Origin of the sequence: Enterococcus sp. DIV0436a, from assembly GCF_051711605.1 — a bacterium.
GTDB lineage: Bacteria > Bacillota > Bacilli > Lactobacillales > Enterococcaceae > Enterococcus_B > Enterococcus_B faecium.
On the sequence record NZ_JBIONA010000001.1, the window covers coordinates 445,502 to 462,500 of the forward strand.

Here is a 16,999-nt window from a genome sequence, read left to right on the forward strand (position 1 = left end):
GACTGATTGCCGTAGATAAAAGCTTTTGAACACCATTTATAGAAGAAACAAGAATATTTTGCTATTTTAAACAAGAGGATAGACAAATACATGTCTGATCTCTTGTTTTTTATTGGGCAACAGACCTCTTAGAATGTATAAAGATAAATTTTACAAACGCTTTCGGTTCAGTTATAATAATAAATGATAACTTGTATATATAAGTTGCGGTAGGTAATAAATCAGTTGAATGGAGGTAAATATCCATGACATTTAAAGACAAAGTCATTTACCAAATCTATCCCAAATCTTACAAAGACAGTAATGGTGATGGAATTGGAGATTTAAAAGGAATCAAAGAAAAACTCCCGTATCTGAATGATCTAGGCATCGACATGATTTGGCTAAACCCTATTTATCCAAGCCCTCAAAAAGACAACGGTTATGATATCTCTGATTACACAGCCATCGATCCTATCTTTGGTACGATGGAGGAATTCGAACAGCTAATAGCCGAAGCAAAGAAATACCGGATAGAAATCATGCTCGATATGGTGCTGAATCACGTTTCGACAGAACATGAATGGTTCAAAAAAGCACTAGCAGGGGACCAGCATTATCAGGACTTCTTCATTTTAAGAGAAGAGCCAACGGATTGGGTATCAAAATTTGGTGGAAGTGCTTGGTCGCCATTTGGAGATACGGGGAAATATTATTTGCACTTATATGATCGGACACAAGCTGACTTGAACTGGCGGAACCAAGCAGTAAGAGAGGAACTATTCAAAGTTGTTCGTTTTTGGATGGAAAAAGGGGTAAAAGGATTCCGTTTCGATGTTATCAATGTTATCGGTAAAGACGAACAATTGAAAAATAATAAAGAAAATGATGGCAAACCTGAATATACGGACAAACCAATCACCCATACGTATCTAAAAGAATTGAACCAAGCAACGTTTGGGACGGATTCCACTATCATCACAGTCGGTGAAATGAGCTCTACGACGATCGAAAATTGTATCTTGTATACAGAACCTAGTAGAGAAGAATTATCAATGGTCTTTAATTTCCATCATTTGAAAGTCGATTATGAAAATGGGAATAAATGGTCTACTCCTCCATTTGATTTTGCAGAATTAAAGCGACTATTTCATACATGGGGAGAAAAGATGAGTGAGGGTAACGGCTGGAATGCTCTATTTTTTAATAATCATGATCAGCCACGTGCGCTCAATCGATTTGTAGCTATCGATCAGTATCGAAAACAAGGAGCAGAGATGCTAGCAACCATGATCCATTTGAACCGTGGGACGCCCTATATTTATATGGGAGAAGAAATCGGCATGATCGACCCAGACTATTCATCGATTTCCGACTATATTGACGTAGAAAGTTTGAATGCTTATAAGTTACTCCTTGAACAAGGATTCACAGAAAAAGAAGCGTTTCGTCGGATCAAAGCAAAATCTCGCGATAACTCTCGAACACCCATGCAATGGTCAGACACAGAACAAGCAGGATTTACTACAGGGAAACCTTGGTTAAAAGTTGGAGGCAAGCTAGAAGAGATTAATGTAGAAAAAGAACTATCTTCTGAAGATTCTATTTTGTCCTATTACAAGAAATTGATTCGGCTGAGAAAAACATATCCAATCGTTGCACAAGGAGATTATCATGCTTATGAAGCAAATCATCCGGAAGTTTATGGCTTTCTTCGCCAATTTGAAGGACAGCAGCTGCTTGTATTAACAAATTTCTATGATAAAGATACAAGGATCACCATCCCAGAAGGATTCACAGAAGCCAATATTCTTATCGATAATTATTCCGATACTGTTCTTCATCAAAGTCTGGAGCTAAAACCATACCAGGCAATTGCTTTGCTGAAAAATTAAAACAAAAACACAAAACGTCGTTCCTACGAGCTATTCTCGTAAGATCGACGTTTTGTGTTTTATTTAAAATAATCTTCTTCAGAAAATGAAGAGTTTTCATACTCTCCTTTATCGCCATAAAATTTATTGTAGCGTTGTTTGAATTTACGGAAAATAAAAGTAACGAGTAATTTGACTAACGTATAGATAGGAATACCAAAAATAACGCCCACAATTCCCATTAGATCACCCATGACAAGTAAAACGATTAAGATCGTAATCGGATGGATCTGTAAACGATCACCCATTACTCGAGGAATCACCAAGTCACCGTGGAGAAGTTGTACGGCAAACCAGACAATGACAAATTTGACAGCCATAAAAGTAGAGTCTTGGAATGCAATGATCAAACCTGGAAAGAAGGCGATAAACGGCCCAATATATGGAATGATACATAACAACCCAGCAGAAATAGCTAAAACACTAGCAAATTCTAATCCGATCAGTAAGAAACAAACCCAGTAGACTGCTCCAAGGATAAATGAAGCAATGATTTGCCCCTTTAGAAATGAACCCAATTGTTGATTAGCAATCTTTGTCAAATTTTTAAAATCTGTACGAAATGCTGGTGGGACAATCGCTAAAACTGACTGATAAAATTTTTGAGGATCTCTCAAAAGGAAAAAAGCGACAATTGGACCAGTAAATAAAGTAATAAAAATAGCTGTAACAGTTGAAAAAATGTTGCTGATCCGTTGTGCGCCACTTTCCCAATAATTTCCAATAAATCCAGCTATATCAGACGTCACGTCGTCAATAGAAGCGAAAAATTGATTAAATGAATCGGCAAAAGGTGTTTTCTCTAAAAATTGTCGGAGACTCTCTTGAAAATCTTGAAACAAATCTGGCAAACTACTGATCAATGTCTTTGCCTGTTCTTCAAGAAAAGGAACAAGCCATACGCTTCCAAGCCCCAATAAAAATAAAATAATCACATAAACGATAATGACTGACAAGTTCCTCGAAAGGTGCTTGCTCAAACGTTTGATGACTGGTTCCAAAAGATAATACAAGATCAGTGCAAACAATAATGGGGGCAAGATAGTAGCGATAATGATTCCGACAGGCTTGAATATAAACGAGATCTGATGGAAAAAATAAATGATCAGCGCAAGTAAGATAACTATTCCTAAAACATAGTAAGAGGTTTTTCCTCCTAAAAAGCGGATCAAACGATTCGTTGTATCTGTTTCTTTTTTCACTCTTTTTCCTCCTTTATCTATAACTTCATTATAGACAAAAGCGGGTATAAAAGGAAAATGATAGAGGTTGATTGCAAAAATATCGTCAATCATTCATATAAACTTTCTCATCAATTAAAATAAGAAAACGCTTGACAGTTCTTTTAACCATATGATAAATTAAATCCTGTTGCTAAAACGTAACTATTACGGTTTGTAAAAGGCGAATCGGAACATTCAAATGAAAGAAGATGAGAAGAGGAGTGTCATAAATGAAACGATTGATAGGTATATTGGCCATGCTGGTTTTAGCAGGTATGTTAACTGCTTGCGGCGGGGCAAGTGGGAAAGCCGAGGACAGTAAAGAAAAATTGAGCGTGATGACGACCTTTTATCCTATGTATGATTTTACAAAAGCAATCGTCGGGGATGAAGGAGAAGTAGAGTTATTGATTCCAGCAGGGACTGATTCCCACGATTATGAACCTTCTGCTAAAGACATGGCAAAGATCCAAGATACAGATATCTTTGTTTATAATGATGAAAACATGGAAACATGGGTCCCCGCAATCCAAAAAACATTACAAGAAGGCAATGTCCATACGATAAAAGCGACAGAAGGTATGCTTTTACTTCCGGGAAGTGAAGAAGGACATGATCATGACCATGAACACGGGGAAGAAGGCCATACACATGAGCTAGACCCACATGTATGGCTAGCTCCAAGTTTAGCAATCAAGCAGGTAGCAAACATACGTGATCAGCTGATTGAAGCTTACCCAGAAAAACAGGAAGTATGGACAAAAAATGCAGCAGCCTATACCGAGAAACTTCAAGCACTCCATCAGCTTTATCAAGAAACCTTTAAGCAAGCAAAACAAAGATCTTTTGTCACGCAACATGCTGCATTCAACTATCTGGCATTAGAATATGGATTGAATCAAGTATCGATTGCTGGTCTTTCTTCTAGTGAAGAACCGTCTGCGGCGAGAATTGCTGAACTGAAACACTTTGTTAAAGAACATGGAATCAACTATATTTATTTTGAAGAAAACGCCAAAGATAGTATTGCCAGAACGTTAGCAAACGAAGCAGGTGTATCTTTAGAAGTATTGAATCCTTTGGAAGGATTGACGAATGAACAAATAGAAAATGGAGAAAACTATCTTTCTATCATGGAATCAAACCTCGAAGCGTTGAAAAAAACGACAGAGACAGAAAACCCGTTAGAAGATACTTTGACCCCCAAAAAAGAAAAGAGCGTCTATAACGGTTATTTCGAAGACGAGGATGTACAAGATCGCTCTCTTTCAGATTGGGCAGGAACTTGGCAGACAGTAGATACGTATGTAGAAGATGGGACTTTTGATCCTGTTTTTGAATATAAAGAAAAATTGAATCAGGATAAGACAGCACAAGAATATAAAGAATATTATACGAAGGGCTATCAAACAGATATTGCTTCAATCAAGATCAGTGAGAAAGAGATGGCATTTACGTTTAAGGATGGAACAACGAAACGTTCAAATTATCGTTATGTAGGGAAAGAAATCTTGTCCTACGAGGCAGGCAACCGTGGCGTAAGGTATCTATTCGAAGCAGAAGATAAGGAAAGTGGCGCTTTTAGATATATTCAATTCAGTGATCACACGATTGCACCGGCTGACTCCGAACATTTTCATTTATATGCAGGAAATGAAAGTCAAGAAGCATTGCTGAAAGAAATGGAGAATTGGCCAACATTTTATCCAGATACAATGGATGGACGTGAAATTGCACAGGAAATGCTTTTGCACTGATAGGCAAAAAAGAACCGAAGGGTTTGGATCGGCTGGTCATTTAGTCGGTCCAAACTATTCGGTTCTTTTTATGAAATCAATTTCTTTAATCCACGGATAGAGGCTGGGATAGTCTCGCCGTTTGCCAACGTGACTTCTCTGGTTTTTTTATTAATCGACCGCACATTTTGTGTATTGATAACATAGGATTTATGACAACGGATAAAATTCCGATGCATTTTCTCGATTTCTTTGATCTTCTCATAGAATTGTAATTGGGCATGAGTCAAATGGACTTCCAGTTTATGTGGTGCTCCTAGCGAAGTAGAAAAATATTGGATGTCTTTGATCGGTAAAAATTTGATCTCATCATTAAACTCTATTTTGAAGATATCTTTTTGGATCTGGGACATTTGAAAATCTTCGAAAATTTTGCTCAGGATATGCTCGACATTTTCTTTTAAATCATAAAGATCCTCTTTGACGATATAATCAGTCGGTTCAATGTTGCTTTTTAAGATTTTCATCGACATTTCCGTATGGGAAGTCACATAGATTATTTTTCCTAAAGGATCTAATTCACGGATCAATTTACCGATCGCTACACCATCCATTTCACTGTCTTCTAGTTCGATATCTAAAAAGTAAATACCAAAAGAAGAAGTTCTGATCTTGGCTGCATTGAGAAGTTCTTCCGGATCAGAGGTAGAAATATGGACATAACTGTCTAAGTTTTCAATCATGATTCTATTTTTGATCACCGTTGATAAAACTTCTAATTGTTTTGGATCGTCTTCACAAATATAAATGGGAATCATATCATTACTCCTTTATTTTATTTGTATATAAATCGTTTGAGAAAAACGCTGGTTTTCAATTGATGTTTCAAGGAAAAGATAAGGATTGGTCTTTGTCAATTCATCCAAGATAAACAAGCCAAGGCCTTCGTTTTTTGGATTTGTTTTTGTTGAGAACCCTTTTTGTTTCAACTGGTTTAACGGCAATGTATTTGTTGTTGTATTGATCACACGAATCATCACGGAATGATTCTTCTTGAGTATGGTCAATTCGATTTTTTTCTTCTTTGCAGCACTAGCTCCTTCAATCGCATTGTCCAAGATAATACCAAGCATACGTACAAGGTTTACCGTATGTTTCGTATCCAGTTCGATTGGCTCAGGAAAATGAAGCTGGACGACCAACCCTTTTTCCTGTGCCATCATGAGTTTTAATGACAGTAAACTACGGATCTCAGGAACTTTCATATTATCCAACATACTTAGATTGGCCGGAAAAAGGTTCATCATCTGGCGTGTAGGTAATATCGTTTGATCATAATAAGACCGTAATCCTTCTAAGTCGCCTTCTGAAATATAGCTGTGAAGAGAAAAAAGCAGATTTTGGTAATCATGTTTGAATTCTCTCAAGTCTTGATAGTTTTTTTCTAGATCTTTGATATAATCCTGTTGCATCCTGACTTGTTGCTCTAATAACTGATCAGCTAATTTCTTATTAGAGATTTTCCAATAATAAACCAAGATGATCAGGCCAACACACAGATATAGAATGAAAAAACTCGTATTCAAAGCTAAGACATCAGGTGTTTCACCAGAAAAACGGGTATAAAAAATAATGATATAGTATGTAAATAATATCAATGTCCCGATCGTACCGATCATACGGCGGTCCACAGTGTGAAACCAAGTCTCTAACGATTTTTTAAAACAAAAAGCTAATAAAGCAGATAAAAAAGCGGATAAGGCAATGTGAAAATACTGCAATGAATCTCCTGGTTCAATAACCGAAGATTTCAAAACAAAAAAATCGCCGATGCTTGTTAAGTGATCTCCTAAAAGCGACGTCAATAACCCAAAAGGAAGCGCGTAAACCAATTGTTGACGCGAAGTCGAAAAGAAGAAAAAAGTAAGCATCAGCATTCCTATAGCAATTAGAGCAGTAAAAATCCCTAAAATCGAATAGACCCATCCAATCAAAATACAAGAAATCAGAATGACTCCCGCAAACAGATATTTGTATCGGATGTGATGGTCAATCAATAAGATACAAATTGTGTAAATCAAATATTGCAACGCTATGGACCATAAAAACATAAAGTACAGCTCCCATTGATTTTTACCAAATTATAGCACAATTAGCGTATTATTTTTTTAATTTTTCAGGGATTTTGAATTCAGAACTCATACCAAAGCAGCAGCCAGATACAAAAAAGTCAGATAAGTTAGTTAATTGTTTAATGATTGTTTTTTTCATGAAAGATTCCTCCAAAATTCATCAAGTAGTTTGTAATAGGAAGCAACGTAGCTATTTCTAAAACAATCCCAAGTAGCAAATAGGTAGAAAAGTAAGAAGCTGAGAAAAATAAAGTAATGAGAGAAAAAATTAGAAACATGCTGATCGCCTTCTTTAATAATGGGGGACGTTTCTCGGGTTCAATGGGATTGATTGCTGTACCTCTTGATCCATAGCGAAGCAGTAACAAAAAGCAGCTGATTAACAAAAAGACCATCATTGGGAAGGAGATAGTCAATTGCAGATGTTTCATCACCAAGGGAACGCCCCATAAATAAAGTAGTGTCCACAGCAGACAAACGAATTCAGAGTCGGAATGCAATCCATAAGCATATCTGCGGATGCATATATAAGAAAGAAAGGTGATTCCTGTTTCCGCCCATGAGCCTGTCACCAGAGAAAAGACTAGAACGACCGCTAGTTTTCCAAGATTATTCAATAAAACTTCTAAGGCAAATTTTACTTGGACATACACCATATCTTCTTCCGATTTGTCTCCGCTGAATAAGGCTTCTAATAATTTGTTCACAACTTTATCTTTCATCTCATACGTACCTCCACCACAAATTTTATGCTAAAAAAAATAAAAAACGTCTTTTGTTTCATAAAAAGTGGTTTTGACATCAAAACCGTCATGATTTCCTAAAAAAATCTTCGTTTTCCAAGAACCTTACCAAAAAAAGTGACAGTTTTGATACGAAAAGTACTTTTTATGACAAGTTTGTGCTTTTTCGAGTGATTTATGTTAAAAAAATTACTGACCTTATAAAAGGTGATGGAGGGATTCTTATGGAAAATGAACAATTGTTTGAAGTCGGCGAAACATATGCATTTAAATCTGATTTATTTGAATCACCAATAAAAGGAAAAATAGAAAAAATCTATGAAAATAGTGTGATGATACGTGTCATGAAATGCGCAGTAGAAGACAATGATACCGCTCATAATCTGCACTGGCAGTTAGTTGTACGCAAATCAAGTACAATAGAAGAATAAAAACAGATAAAATGTTGAGAGCATAAAGAGGTTGTGAGTCTCCGTTTAGCTCTGAGTTACAAGGAATAATGTTAAAAAACAGCTTTTCATGTTTTATGAATATTGCCACTTGTGACCGAGGTGTTGGCAGGAGAATACTGTTTATTTGAAAAAAGGGCTGCGACAAGACTTTTGTCACAGCCTTTATTTTCATGAATAGGAGTTACTTTTGGCTACTTTTAGAGAAGTAGCTTTTAAGGAGCAGATAAAGTCAAGGCTTTTATTTCTATAAATGAAGTAGTAAAATGAAGAACAGATTTTATTACAGGAAGGATGCCGATAATTGTGATCATTGTTGCAGGAACGATCGGTGCAGGGAAAAGCACACTGACTGAAATGCTTGCCCAAGATTTAGAAACAAAACCTTTTTATGAGAACGTGGAAGATAATGAAGTATTGCCGCTATTTTATTCTAATCCAGAAAAGTATACTTTTTTATTACAGATTTTCTTTTTGAACAAACGCTTTTTGGCAATCAAAGATGCTTTCAGCCATGATGACAATGTACTAGACCGCTCCATCTACGAAGATAGTATGCTGTTTCATTTGAATGCAGATTTAGGGCGTGTTTCTGAAGTAGAAGTAAAGCAGTATGAAGGTCTTTTAGAAACGATGCTGAAGGAGTTAGAAGAAATTTCGCCACAAAAGAAACCAGATCTACTGGTTTATATTCGTGTATCCTTTGAAACTATGTTAGCGAGAATCAAAAAAAGAGGCCGGGAATATGAACAGCTAGAACAAGATCCTGAACTCTATTCCTACTATAAAGAACTCAATCGACGATACGAAGAGTGGTATGAACAGTTTGATATATGTCCCAAAATAGTGATTGATGGGGACAAATATGATTTCGTAGCCGATCCGGCATGTGGAGAACAAATCGTACAAGAAATCAAGATGCGGGCAAAGAAAATGACAGAAGAGGCAGATGCCCAGTCGATCCGCTACACTACAAATAACCCGAAAGCAAAGGGTATCTTTACAACTAAATAATATAAAAACTAAGCAAATTGCTCACTCGCAGATATTTCTCTGTGAGCAGCATCTTGCTTAGTTTTTTTGATTCATTGAGATCAAATAGTGAACCGATTCGTATGATAAAATTGCCATAAATGAAATGTCTGAGTGAGGGCCATGATCAAAAATAAAATGGAAACGATCAAAATCGAATGGGCGCCAAACAGATGATGACAGAAAACAAGGACAATAGCTCCTGCGATAAAGGCAAGAACGACACTTAGATAGTGGAAAAATCGATCAAAATCTGCTTTTTCTTTAGAAATACAATAATCATATAAGTTCGTTGCTACCCCTTTTAAATTTCCAGTTGTAAATAAATTAGTGTAGGCACGCCCGTTGATTTTATCAAAAGCTACCCACTGGATCGATGCAGTAAAAGCAATCAAAATCGTTACTAATGCGGGATGCTCATGGACGGGTGTCAAACTAACAAAGAAAAAAATCACTGCTTCATAATATAGAACAAACAAGCGCCAGAAATGTTTTTCTTTTTTTCTAAAATAATCAATTAGATACTTTGTTAGAAGAATCCCTAAGAAAAAGAAAAGGGTAGACAATACTTTTTTACCAACACTTAGCCATTCTCCGTCAAATGCTTGGATGATCGATAGAATGATATTGCCAGTTTGAGCAGAGGCAAAAGCACCATATTGGATATAAGTATAACTGTCCATGGCTCCTCCGATAAATGTCAGCAAAAGTCCTATTGTACGCCCCTCGTGAAAGGAAGTCTGCATTTTTTTCATCACCTTTTATGAATATTTTTGTCTTCCTTATCTTAGCATAAACGATTGAAAAAAAGGAAAAATTTTCAGAAAACCAAAATCATATCGCTTCCCATTTTCATTTTTAGAAAGGTCTGTTAGTATAAAGAAAAAATAGACAACGAAACTTTAAATAACCAACTTGAAATAAACAAATTCAAAGAAGAAAGATGGGAAGGAAATCAATCAGTTGAATGAAAAAGAAATTCTCCGATTACAAAAAGAATTGAAACGCTGGGAGAACAAGTATAAAAAGCTTCAACAAGTCTTTCGGCTACAAGAAGAAATCATTGCTACCTATGAAGCGGCTTATGGCGAAGCACCCGGACTTATTGAGGAAGAAGTACAAGTAAAAGAAAGTGAAGGAAACAGCTCTTTCTTTAAAATGATGGAGAAACGTTCCTATAATCGCTTCAATCAAGAACAAAAAGCAGCTATCACATATGATATGAAGAAACATCTTCGAATCATAGCAGGAGCTGGGAGCGGCAAAACGCAAACAATCTGTGCAAAAGCTGTTTATCTGATGACGCAAAAACAAGTAGACGAAGAACGCATACTAATGATCACTTTTACAAGGAACGCTGCAAATGAACTAAAAAAACGAGTAGATAATTTCAGCCAGAGAAAAACCGCTGTCCATATCGGAACATTCCATAGTATCTTTTTTAGGATATACAATGAAATTTGTCGAAAATTTCCTGAAGTAGCAATGCAAGGAATACAAGGAGACTTTTCAAAGGATACTGCACAAAAAGTGAATGCTGTTTTGCAACAGCTGATACGTAAATATAATCTTTATATATTTGATCAATATGGAGAAAAAACGATTGCTTCTCGGTTAGACTATTGGCAGAATATGAACCTTTCAGTAGAAGAAATGGTTCAGTTAGTTAAAGAAAAATATGATTCCATTGATAAGAATGCACGACAGCCGATATCAGAACGACTGTATGGATTGCTCACGGAACTCCAAGAACAAAAAAGAAGCCAGCAATTGCTAGAGTTCAATGATGTACTCCAAAATCTGAAAAGCGCTTTGGAGAATGAGGAGATCCAGCATTATATCGGCCAAAAATATGATTATCTATTCATTGATGAATTTCAAGATACTAATCCACTTCAATGGGAAATCGTGAAACGGATGACAAAGGAAAACAGGATCAAGTTGATTGTTGTTGGAGATGATGATCAGAGTATCTATGGATTCAGAGGATCAGAGCCAGCATACATCAAGAACTTTGAAAAAGAATATCCTACCAAAACTCTTTTCTTATTAACTAATTATCGTTCTCGGGCAGCTATTGTCCAAGGAGCAAATAGATTGATCAGCTATAATAAAAATGATCGGATACCAAAGGCGATGATTCCAGCACAAAAAGAAGCAGGCGTTATGGAAGCCTATTTGTTTTCTGATACTAAAGCAGAAAGTCAGTGGCTAATCAAACAAATTCAGACATTTATTCAAAAAAATGGGAAATATAAGGAATCAATCATATTATACCGATCAGCTTCACAAACGCAGCAGCTTGTCCAATCTCTGCTGAAAACGAATATTCCTTTTGTACTGGAAGCAGATAGTCCATATGAAGGTATCTTTGGTATCAAGTCTTTCCAACATTTCTATCAAAAAATTGTTCATTGGCAAACAGCACTGAATCTGCAAAAGAAAAATCAGGCCTACCAGCAATTGCTCCGGCAGCTGATGGCAGACTGCTACCTGAAAAAAAGTGAATGCGATCAATACTTTTCTCCTAAATATCAAAATATAGCCGTTGCAGATTATATTTTGTCGATAAGCCCCAATTTAAAATCGAAATCTGCAGAAATCCGAGAGTTTGAGGAAGCGTTGCGTAAAACAGACCAGCATCAAGAAATCTATTCGCTTGTTCAAAGCTATCTTCATCTGCCACGTATAGCTAAGGAAATCGACCAGAGTGATCAAGAATGGATACGAGAAGAAGTAAAGCAGCATGCTACTTTCAGAAGACTCCAAGCCTTATCGCAAGAAACCCAAGCGACAGCTAAAGAATTAAAAACCCGCTTGATTGCTTACAGACAAGGAAAACTTGATGCACTATGTATCCAGAGCATTCACAAAAGTAAAGGTCTTAGTTACCGAAATGTCTTTTTGATTGGTTGTAACGAAGGAAGTTTGCCTTATAACGGAGCGACAGAAAAGAAAGTAATCGACTTTAATGAAATAAAAGCAGAACCAGTGACGACGATAGAAGAAGAACGAAGACTATTTTATGTTGCGATGACTAGAGCAAGAAATCGTCTGTATCTATGTGTACCTCAAATGAAAAATTCAAGAAAATTGAAAGTATCGAGATTTATCAAAGAAACCGGGAGTCGTGTGAAAAAAAGGAAAGTGATAGAAGAGAGGGTGTGACAGAAGTGGTCAGTTTCAAGAAAGAAGATGGAATGTACGAAAATTGCTTCTCAAATTTTTGTGAAATTTCAGCTTATTTTCGAAGAAGCTATTTCTGGAACACCGTTTATTCGGAAAAAGGAGGTGTGACAAGAATTTTGTCACACCTCCCTTATTTATTTTGAAAATGAGAATACTATTATCAAAATAGAGAATATATAGAATAATTCTCATTATTCAAACGTAAATAATCAGTTATTTTGATTTTTTTTTTATATTTTATTAGCTAATAATTGGTATTTTAAAAGAAATTACTGTAGAATTGGATTATAATTAAAAAGGAGTGAGAAAATGATAAAAGTATATACTTCGCCTAGCTGTACTTCCTGTAGAAAAGCAAGAGCATGGTTGCAAGCGAATCAACTTGAATTTGAAGAGAAGAATATTTTTGCCGAACCGTTAACAGAAAGTGAGATCAAAAAGATCTTGGCAGCGACTGAAGGAGGAGTTCAAGATATTATTTCCACTCGGTCGAAAATTTACGAAAAGCTGGGCATAGATTTTAACGAATTAACTTTAAAGCAAATGATCGTCTTATTCAAAGAATATCCTTCATTATTGAGACGACCTATTTTGATTGATGAAAAAAGAATACTAATCGGATTTAATGAAGATGAGATCCGGTCATTTGTCCCTCGTGAAATTCGATGTGTTGCCAGAAATCTGATCTATTTACAAAACAATAACATCTTAAATTCATAGGGAGGGAGCCTTCGTGGAAGTGAAAGTCTATGGATCAGCGCACTGTGTAACAAGTCTGAAGGCGAAACAATGGTTAGAACACCATCAATTGCCTTATCAATTTGTTGACTTAGAAGAACGCGATCTAAGTACAGAAGAAGCAGAAGAATTATGCAGTTTTGAAGAAGTGCAAGCAGAACAGCTATTTGCGACTTGGTCTGAGGCTTTTCACAACATTGCGATTGACCTTTCCTGTGTAGGAAAAAAACAACTGATTTTTTTATGCACACAACATACCAATCTCCTCAGACGTCCTTTGATTATTATCGATGAAGTTCTATTTATTGGATACAATGAGCAGTTGATGGAACAGCTTATCTTAAATAAATAGACTTTAACTGTTTTAATCAAGTCACTGAGCATTTCATACAGTTGTAACAGTCGAACACTTAGCATCAAGCGTGTTATGTGTTCTTTTTTTGACTTTATTTTTCTACTATAGAGACATGCTCAATTTATGTGGTCAAAATTCAAATCTAGGTGGGGATATAGAGTTAAAAATATATTGACATGTGTAAATTTACATGATATATTCATTTCTGTTGTTTTAAGTAGCAAAGCAATAAAATAGTATTTTAAAAAACATATAAAATAGTTGTTGACATGTTAGAAATGACATGATAAGATAACTGAGTCGTTAAAAAAGAACAACTTGCGAAGCTTGATTCTATCGAAAAAAACTTCAAAAAAATTCTTGACAAATAACAAATGATAAGTTATGATAAATGAGTTGCTGAAAGATTTCGAAAAACGAAATCGAAAAAACTTTTAAAAAAGAGTTGACAATCGCTTGTCTCTCTGATATGATATAAAAGTTGCTACGGCAGTCAAAAACGAATCGGGAAACACTCTCGATGAAGTAGACCTTTGAAAACTGAACAAAGTAAGACAAACCAAATGTGTAGGGCGTCTTGATTCAATTCAAGACAACAAACATTTTTAACAAGCAAGCAATATGCTAGCAAACAAATTGAGCTTAACAATCGCAAGATTGTTCGAACTTTTTATGAGAGTTTGATCCTGGCTCAGGACGAACGCTGGCGGCGTGCCTAATACATGCAAGTCGAACGCTTCTTTTTCCACCGGAGCTTGCTCCACCGGAAAAAGAGGAGTGGCGAACGGGTGAGTAACACGTGGGTAACCTGCCCATCAGAAGGGGATAACACTTGGAAACAGGTGCTAATACCGTATAACAATCAAAACCGCATGGTTTTGATTTGAAAGGCGCTTTCGGGTGTCGCTGATGGATGGACCCGCGGTGCATTAGCTAGTTGGTGAGGTAACGGCTCACCAAGGCCACGATGCATAGCCGACCTGAGAGGGTGATCGGCCACATTGGGACTGAGACACGGCCCAAACTCCTACGGGAGGCAGCAGTAGGGAATCTTCGGCAATGGACGAAAGTCTGACCGAGCAACGCCGCGTGAGTGAAGAAGGTTTTCGGATCGTAAAACTCTGTTGTTAGAGAAGAACAAGGATGAGAGTAACTGTTCATCCTTTGACGGTATCTAACCAGAAAGCCACGGCTAACTACGTGCCAGCAGCCGCGGTAATACGTAGGTGGCAAGCGTTGTCCGGATTTATTGGGCGTAAAGCGAGCGCAGGCGGTTTCTTAAGTCTGATGTGAAAGCCCCCGGCTCAACCGGGGAGGGTCATTGGAAACTGGGAGACTTGAGTGCAGAAGAGGAGAGTGGAATTCCATGTGTAGCGGTGAAATGCGTAGATATATGGAGGAACACCAGTGGCGAAGGCGGCTCTCTGGTCTGTAACTGACGCTGAGGCTCGAAAGCGTGGGGAGCAAACAGGATTAGATACCCTGGTAGTCCACGCCGTAAACGATGAGTGCTAAGTGTTGGAGGGTTTCCGCCCTTCAGTGCTGCAGCTAACGCATTAAGCACTCCGCCTGGGGAGTACGACCGCAAGGTTGAAACTCAAAGGAATTGACGGGGGCCCGCACAAGCGGTGGAGCATGTGGTTTAATTCGAAGCAACGCGAAGAACCTTACCAGGTCTTGACATCCTTTGACCACTCTAGAGATAGAGCTTCCCCTTCGGGGGCAAAGTGACAGGTGGTGCATGGTTGTCGTCAGCTCGTGTCGTGAGATGTTGGGTTAAGTCCCGCAACGAGCGCAACCCTTATTGTTAGTTGCCATCATTCAGTTGGGCACTCTAGCAAGACTGCCGGTGACAAACCGGAGGAAGGTGGGGATGACGTCAAATCATCATGCCCCTTATGACCTGGGCTACACACGTGCTACAATGGGAAGTACAACGAGTCGCGAAGTCGCGAGGCTAAGCTAATCTCTTAAAGCTTCTCTCAGTTCGGATTGCAGGCTGCAACTCGCCTGCATGAAGCCGGAATCGCTAGTAATCGCGGATCAGCACGCCGCGGTGAATACGTTCCCGGGCCTTGTACACACCGCCCGTCACACCACGAGAGTTTGTAACACCCGAAGTCGGTGAGGTAACCTTTTGGAGCCAGCCGCCTAAGGTGGGATAGATGATTGGGGTGAAGTCGTAACAAGGTAGCCGTATCGGAAGGTGCGGCTGGATCACCTCCTTTCTAAGGAATATTACGGAGACTACACAATTTGTTTTTACTTTGTTCAGTTTTGAGAGGTTTACTCTCAAACACTTTTGTTCATTGAAAACTGGATATTTGAAGTAAATGTAAGTAATACAAACCGAGAACACCGCGTTGAATTTGAAAGCTGAACAAATTGTTTAGCCTGAAGCAAAATAGGCGGACGGCTATAAAATCTTTGATTTTATGAGACGATCGATCTTTTTGCCGTACAGGCTGATTTGTGAGCTGGATAGAGTTTTTTAATAAGTTCAATTGCTTATTTTCTTGATCTAACTTCTATCGCTAGAAGAAGGATCAAAACCCAACCGTAAGGTTGATAAGGTTAAGTGAATAAGGGCGCACGGTGGATGCCTTGGCACTAGGAGCCGATGAAGGACGGGACTAACACCGATATGCTTTGGGGAGCTGTACGTAAGCTATGATCCAGAGATTTCCGAATGGGGGAACCCAGCATCTTTAATAGGATGTTACGATTGTGTGAATACATAGCACATTCGAGGTAGACGCAGAGAACTGAAACATCTAAGTACCTGCAGGAAGAGAAAGAAAATTCGATTCCCTGAGTAGCGGCGAGCGAAACGGGAAAAGCCCAAACCAGCAAGCTTGCTTGTTGGGGTTGTAGGACTCCAATATGGTAGTTCTTTCAGATAGTCGAATGACTTGGAAAAGTCAGTCAAAGAGGGTAAAAACCCCGTAGACGAAATGTGGAAGACACCTAGGAGGATCCTGAGTACGGCGGAACACGAGAAATTCCGTCGGAATCCGGGAGGACCATCTCCCAAGGCTAAATACTCCCTAGTGACCGATAGTGAACCAGTACCGTGAGGGAAAGGTGAAAAGCACCCCGGAAGGGGAGTGAAATAGAACCTGAAACCGTGTGCCTACAACAAGTCAAAGCCCGTTAATGGGTGATGGCGTGCCTTTTGTAGAATGAACCGGCGAGTTACGATTGCATGCGAGGTTAAGTTGAAGAGACGGAGCCGCAGCGAAAGCGAGTCTGAATAGGGCGTTTGAGTATGTAGTCGTAGACCCGAAACCATGTGATCTACCCATGTCCAGGTTGAAGGTGCGGTAAAACGCACTGGAGGACCGAACCCACGTACGTTGAAAAGTGCGGGGATGAGGTGTGGGTAGCGGAGAAATTCCAAACGAACTTGGAGATAGCTGGTTCTCTCCGAAATAGCTTTAGGGCTAGCCTCGGAATTGAGAATGATGGAGGTAGAGCACTGTTTGGACT

12 protein-coding genes and 2 rRNA genes (1 of these 14 only partly in view) are annotated in these 16,999 nt (G+C 38.2%); 9 read left to right on the forward strand and 5 right to left on the reverse strand.

All coding sequences use genetic code 11. The features are described from left to right. Nucleotides 1–245 precede the first annotated feature (245 nt). Nucleotides 246–1,874 carry an alpha,alpha-phosphotrehalase gene (gene treC, locus IGL15_RS02095; protein WP_002349850.1) on the forward strand — a complete coding sequence of 543 codons (1,629 nt, stop codon included), beginning with the start codon at nt 246–248 and terminating at the stop codon, nt 1,872–1,874. Between the two features lie 59 nt (nt 1,875–1,933). Here the strand turns inward: treC and IGL15_RS02100 are convergent, their stop codons facing one another. Then, complete coding sequence (locus IGL15_RS02100) at nt 1,934–3,208, reverse strand: AI-2E family transporter (RefSeq protein WP_002298490.1); 1,275 nt, start codon at nt 3,206–3,208, stop codon at nt 1,934–1,936. Between the two features lie 158 nt (nt 3,209–3,366). On the opposite strand from IGL15_RS02100, the gene IGL15_RS02105 reads away from it, so the two are divergent. Next, nucleotides 3,367–4,893, forward strand: a complete 1,527-nt coding sequence (locus IGL15_RS02105) for a zinc ABC transporter substrate-binding protein AdcA (RefSeq protein ID WP_002327458.1) — start codon at nt 3,367–3,369, stop codon at nt 4,891–4,893. A 68-nt stretch (nt 4,894–4,961) separates the two neighbouring features. Here IGL15_RS02105 and IGL15_RS02110 read toward each other — a convergent pair whose 3' ends face one another. The 3 genes from IGL15_RS02110 to IGL15_RS02120 form a co-directional block, all read right to left on the reverse strand. Further along, a complete protein-coding gene (locus tag IGL15_RS02110; protein WP_002286278.1) occupies nt 4,962–5,690 on the reverse strand; it encodes a LytR/AlgR family response regulator transcription factor in 729 nt (242 codons plus the stop codon). Between the two features lie 12 nt (nt 5,691–5,702). Further along, nucleotides 5,703–6,983, reverse strand: coding sequence for a sensor histidine kinase (locus tag IGL15_RS02115; protein ID WP_002325307.1), 1,281 nt, complete (start codon nt 6,981–6,983; stop codon nt 5,703–5,705). A 140-nt stretch (nt 6,984–7,123) separates the two neighbouring features. Next, nucleotides 7,124–7,726: an accessory gene regulator B family protein gene (locus IGL15_RS02120; protein WP_002296063.1), complete on the reverse strand. Its 603-nt coding sequence runs from the start codon at nt 7,724–7,726 to the stop codon at nt 7,124–7,126. Nucleotides 7,727–7,971: 245 nt separating this feature from the next. Between IGL15_RS02120 and IGL15_RS02125 the strand changes: the two genes are divergently transcribed. Both IGL15_RS02125 and IGL15_RS02130 read left to right on the forward strand, forming a co-directional pair. Then, nucleotides 7,972–8,178 (forward strand): hypothetical protein, encoded by a 207-nt coding sequence (locus IGL15_RS02125; RefSeq protein ID WP_002286271.1) that lies wholly within the window; start codon nt 7,972–7,974, stop codon nt 8,176–8,178. 312 nt (nt 8,179–8,490) lie between these two features. After that, a complete protein-coding gene (locus IGL15_RS02130) occupies nt 8,491–9,210 on the forward strand; it encodes a deoxynucleoside kinase (protein ID WP_002321450.1) in 720 nt (239 codons plus the stop codon). 80 nt (nt 9,211–9,290) lie between these two features. Here IGL15_RS02130 and IGL15_RS02135 read toward each other — a convergent pair whose 3' ends face one another. After that, complete coding sequence (locus IGL15_RS02135; protein ID WP_002286265.1) at nt 9,291–9,974, reverse strand: YoaK family protein; 684 nt, start codon at nt 9,972–9,974, stop codon at nt 9,291–9,293. Nucleotides 9,975–10,191: 217 nt separating this feature from the next. Between IGL15_RS02135 and IGL15_RS02140 the strand changes: the two genes are divergently transcribed. The 5 genes from IGL15_RS02140 to IGL15_RS02160 form a co-directional block, all read left to right on the forward strand. Then, entirely contained in the window at nt 10,192–12,396 is a 2,205-nt protein-coding gene (locus IGL15_RS02140) for an ATP-dependent helicase (protein WP_104765542.1), read from the forward strand. A gap of 330 nt (nt 12,397–12,726) precedes the next feature. Then, complete coding sequence (locus tag IGL15_RS02145; protein WP_002286258.1) at nt 12,727–13,137, forward strand: Spx/MgsR family RNA polymerase-binding regulatory protein; 411 nt, start codon at nt 12,727–12,729, stop codon at nt 13,135–13,137. A 13-nt stretch (nt 13,138–13,150) separates the two neighbouring features. Further along, entirely contained in the window at nt 13,151–13,507 is a 357-nt protein-coding gene (locus tag IGL15_RS02150; RefSeq protein WP_002286247.1) for a Spx/MgsR family RNA polymerase-binding regulatory protein, read from the forward strand. A 671-nt stretch (nt 13,508–14,178) separates the two neighbouring features. Then, nucleotides 14,179–15,738 (forward strand): 16S ribosomal RNA (locus tag IGL15_RS02155). A 344-nt stretch (nt 15,739–16,082) separates the two neighbouring features. Next, a 23S ribosomal RNA gene (locus IGL15_RS02160) occupies nt 16,083–16,999 on the forward strand (it continues 1,998 nt past the right edge of the window). Together the 16S and 23S rRNA genes form the textbook arrangement of a ribosomal RNA operon.

Coding starts and splice junctions, on each gene's coding strand:
- IGL15_RS02120 (WP_002296063.1), bottom strand. CDS start 7,726: ATGAAAGATAAAGTTGTGAACAAATTATTAGAAGCCTTATTCAGCGGA.
- IGL15_RS02135 (WP_002286265.1), bottom strand. CDS start 9,974: ATGCAGACTTCCTTTCACGAGGGGCGTACAATAGGACTTTTGCTGACA.
- IGL15_RS02130 (WP_002321450.1), top strand. CDS start 8,491: ATGCCGATAATTGTGATCATTGTTGCAGGAACGATCGGTGCAGGGAAA.
- IGL15_RS02125 (WP_002286271.1), top strand. CDS start 7,972: ATGGAAAATGAACAATTGTTTGAAGTCGGCGAAACATATGCATTTAAA.
- IGL15_RS02145 (WP_002286258.1), top strand. CDS start 12,727: ATGATAAAAGTATATACTTCGCCTAGCTGTACTTCCTGTAGAAAAGCA.
- IGL15_RS02110 (WP_002286278.1), bottom strand. CDS start 5,690: ATGATTCCCATTTATATTTGTGAAGACGATCCAAAACAATTAGAAGTT.
- treC (WP_002349850.1), top strand. CDS start 246: ATGACATTTAAAGACAAAGTCATTTACCAAATCTATCCCAAATCTTAC.
- IGL15_RS02100 (WP_002298490.1), bottom strand. CDS start 3,208: ATGATTGACGATATTTTTGCAATCAACCTCTATCATTTTCCTTTTATA.
- IGL15_RS02105 (WP_002327458.1), top strand. CDS start 3,367: ATGAAACGATTGATAGGTATATTGGCCATGCTGGTTTTAGCAGGTATG.
- IGL15_RS02115 (WP_002325307.1), bottom strand. CDS start 6,983: ATGTTTTTATGGTCCATAGCGTTGCAATATTTGATTTACACAATTTGT.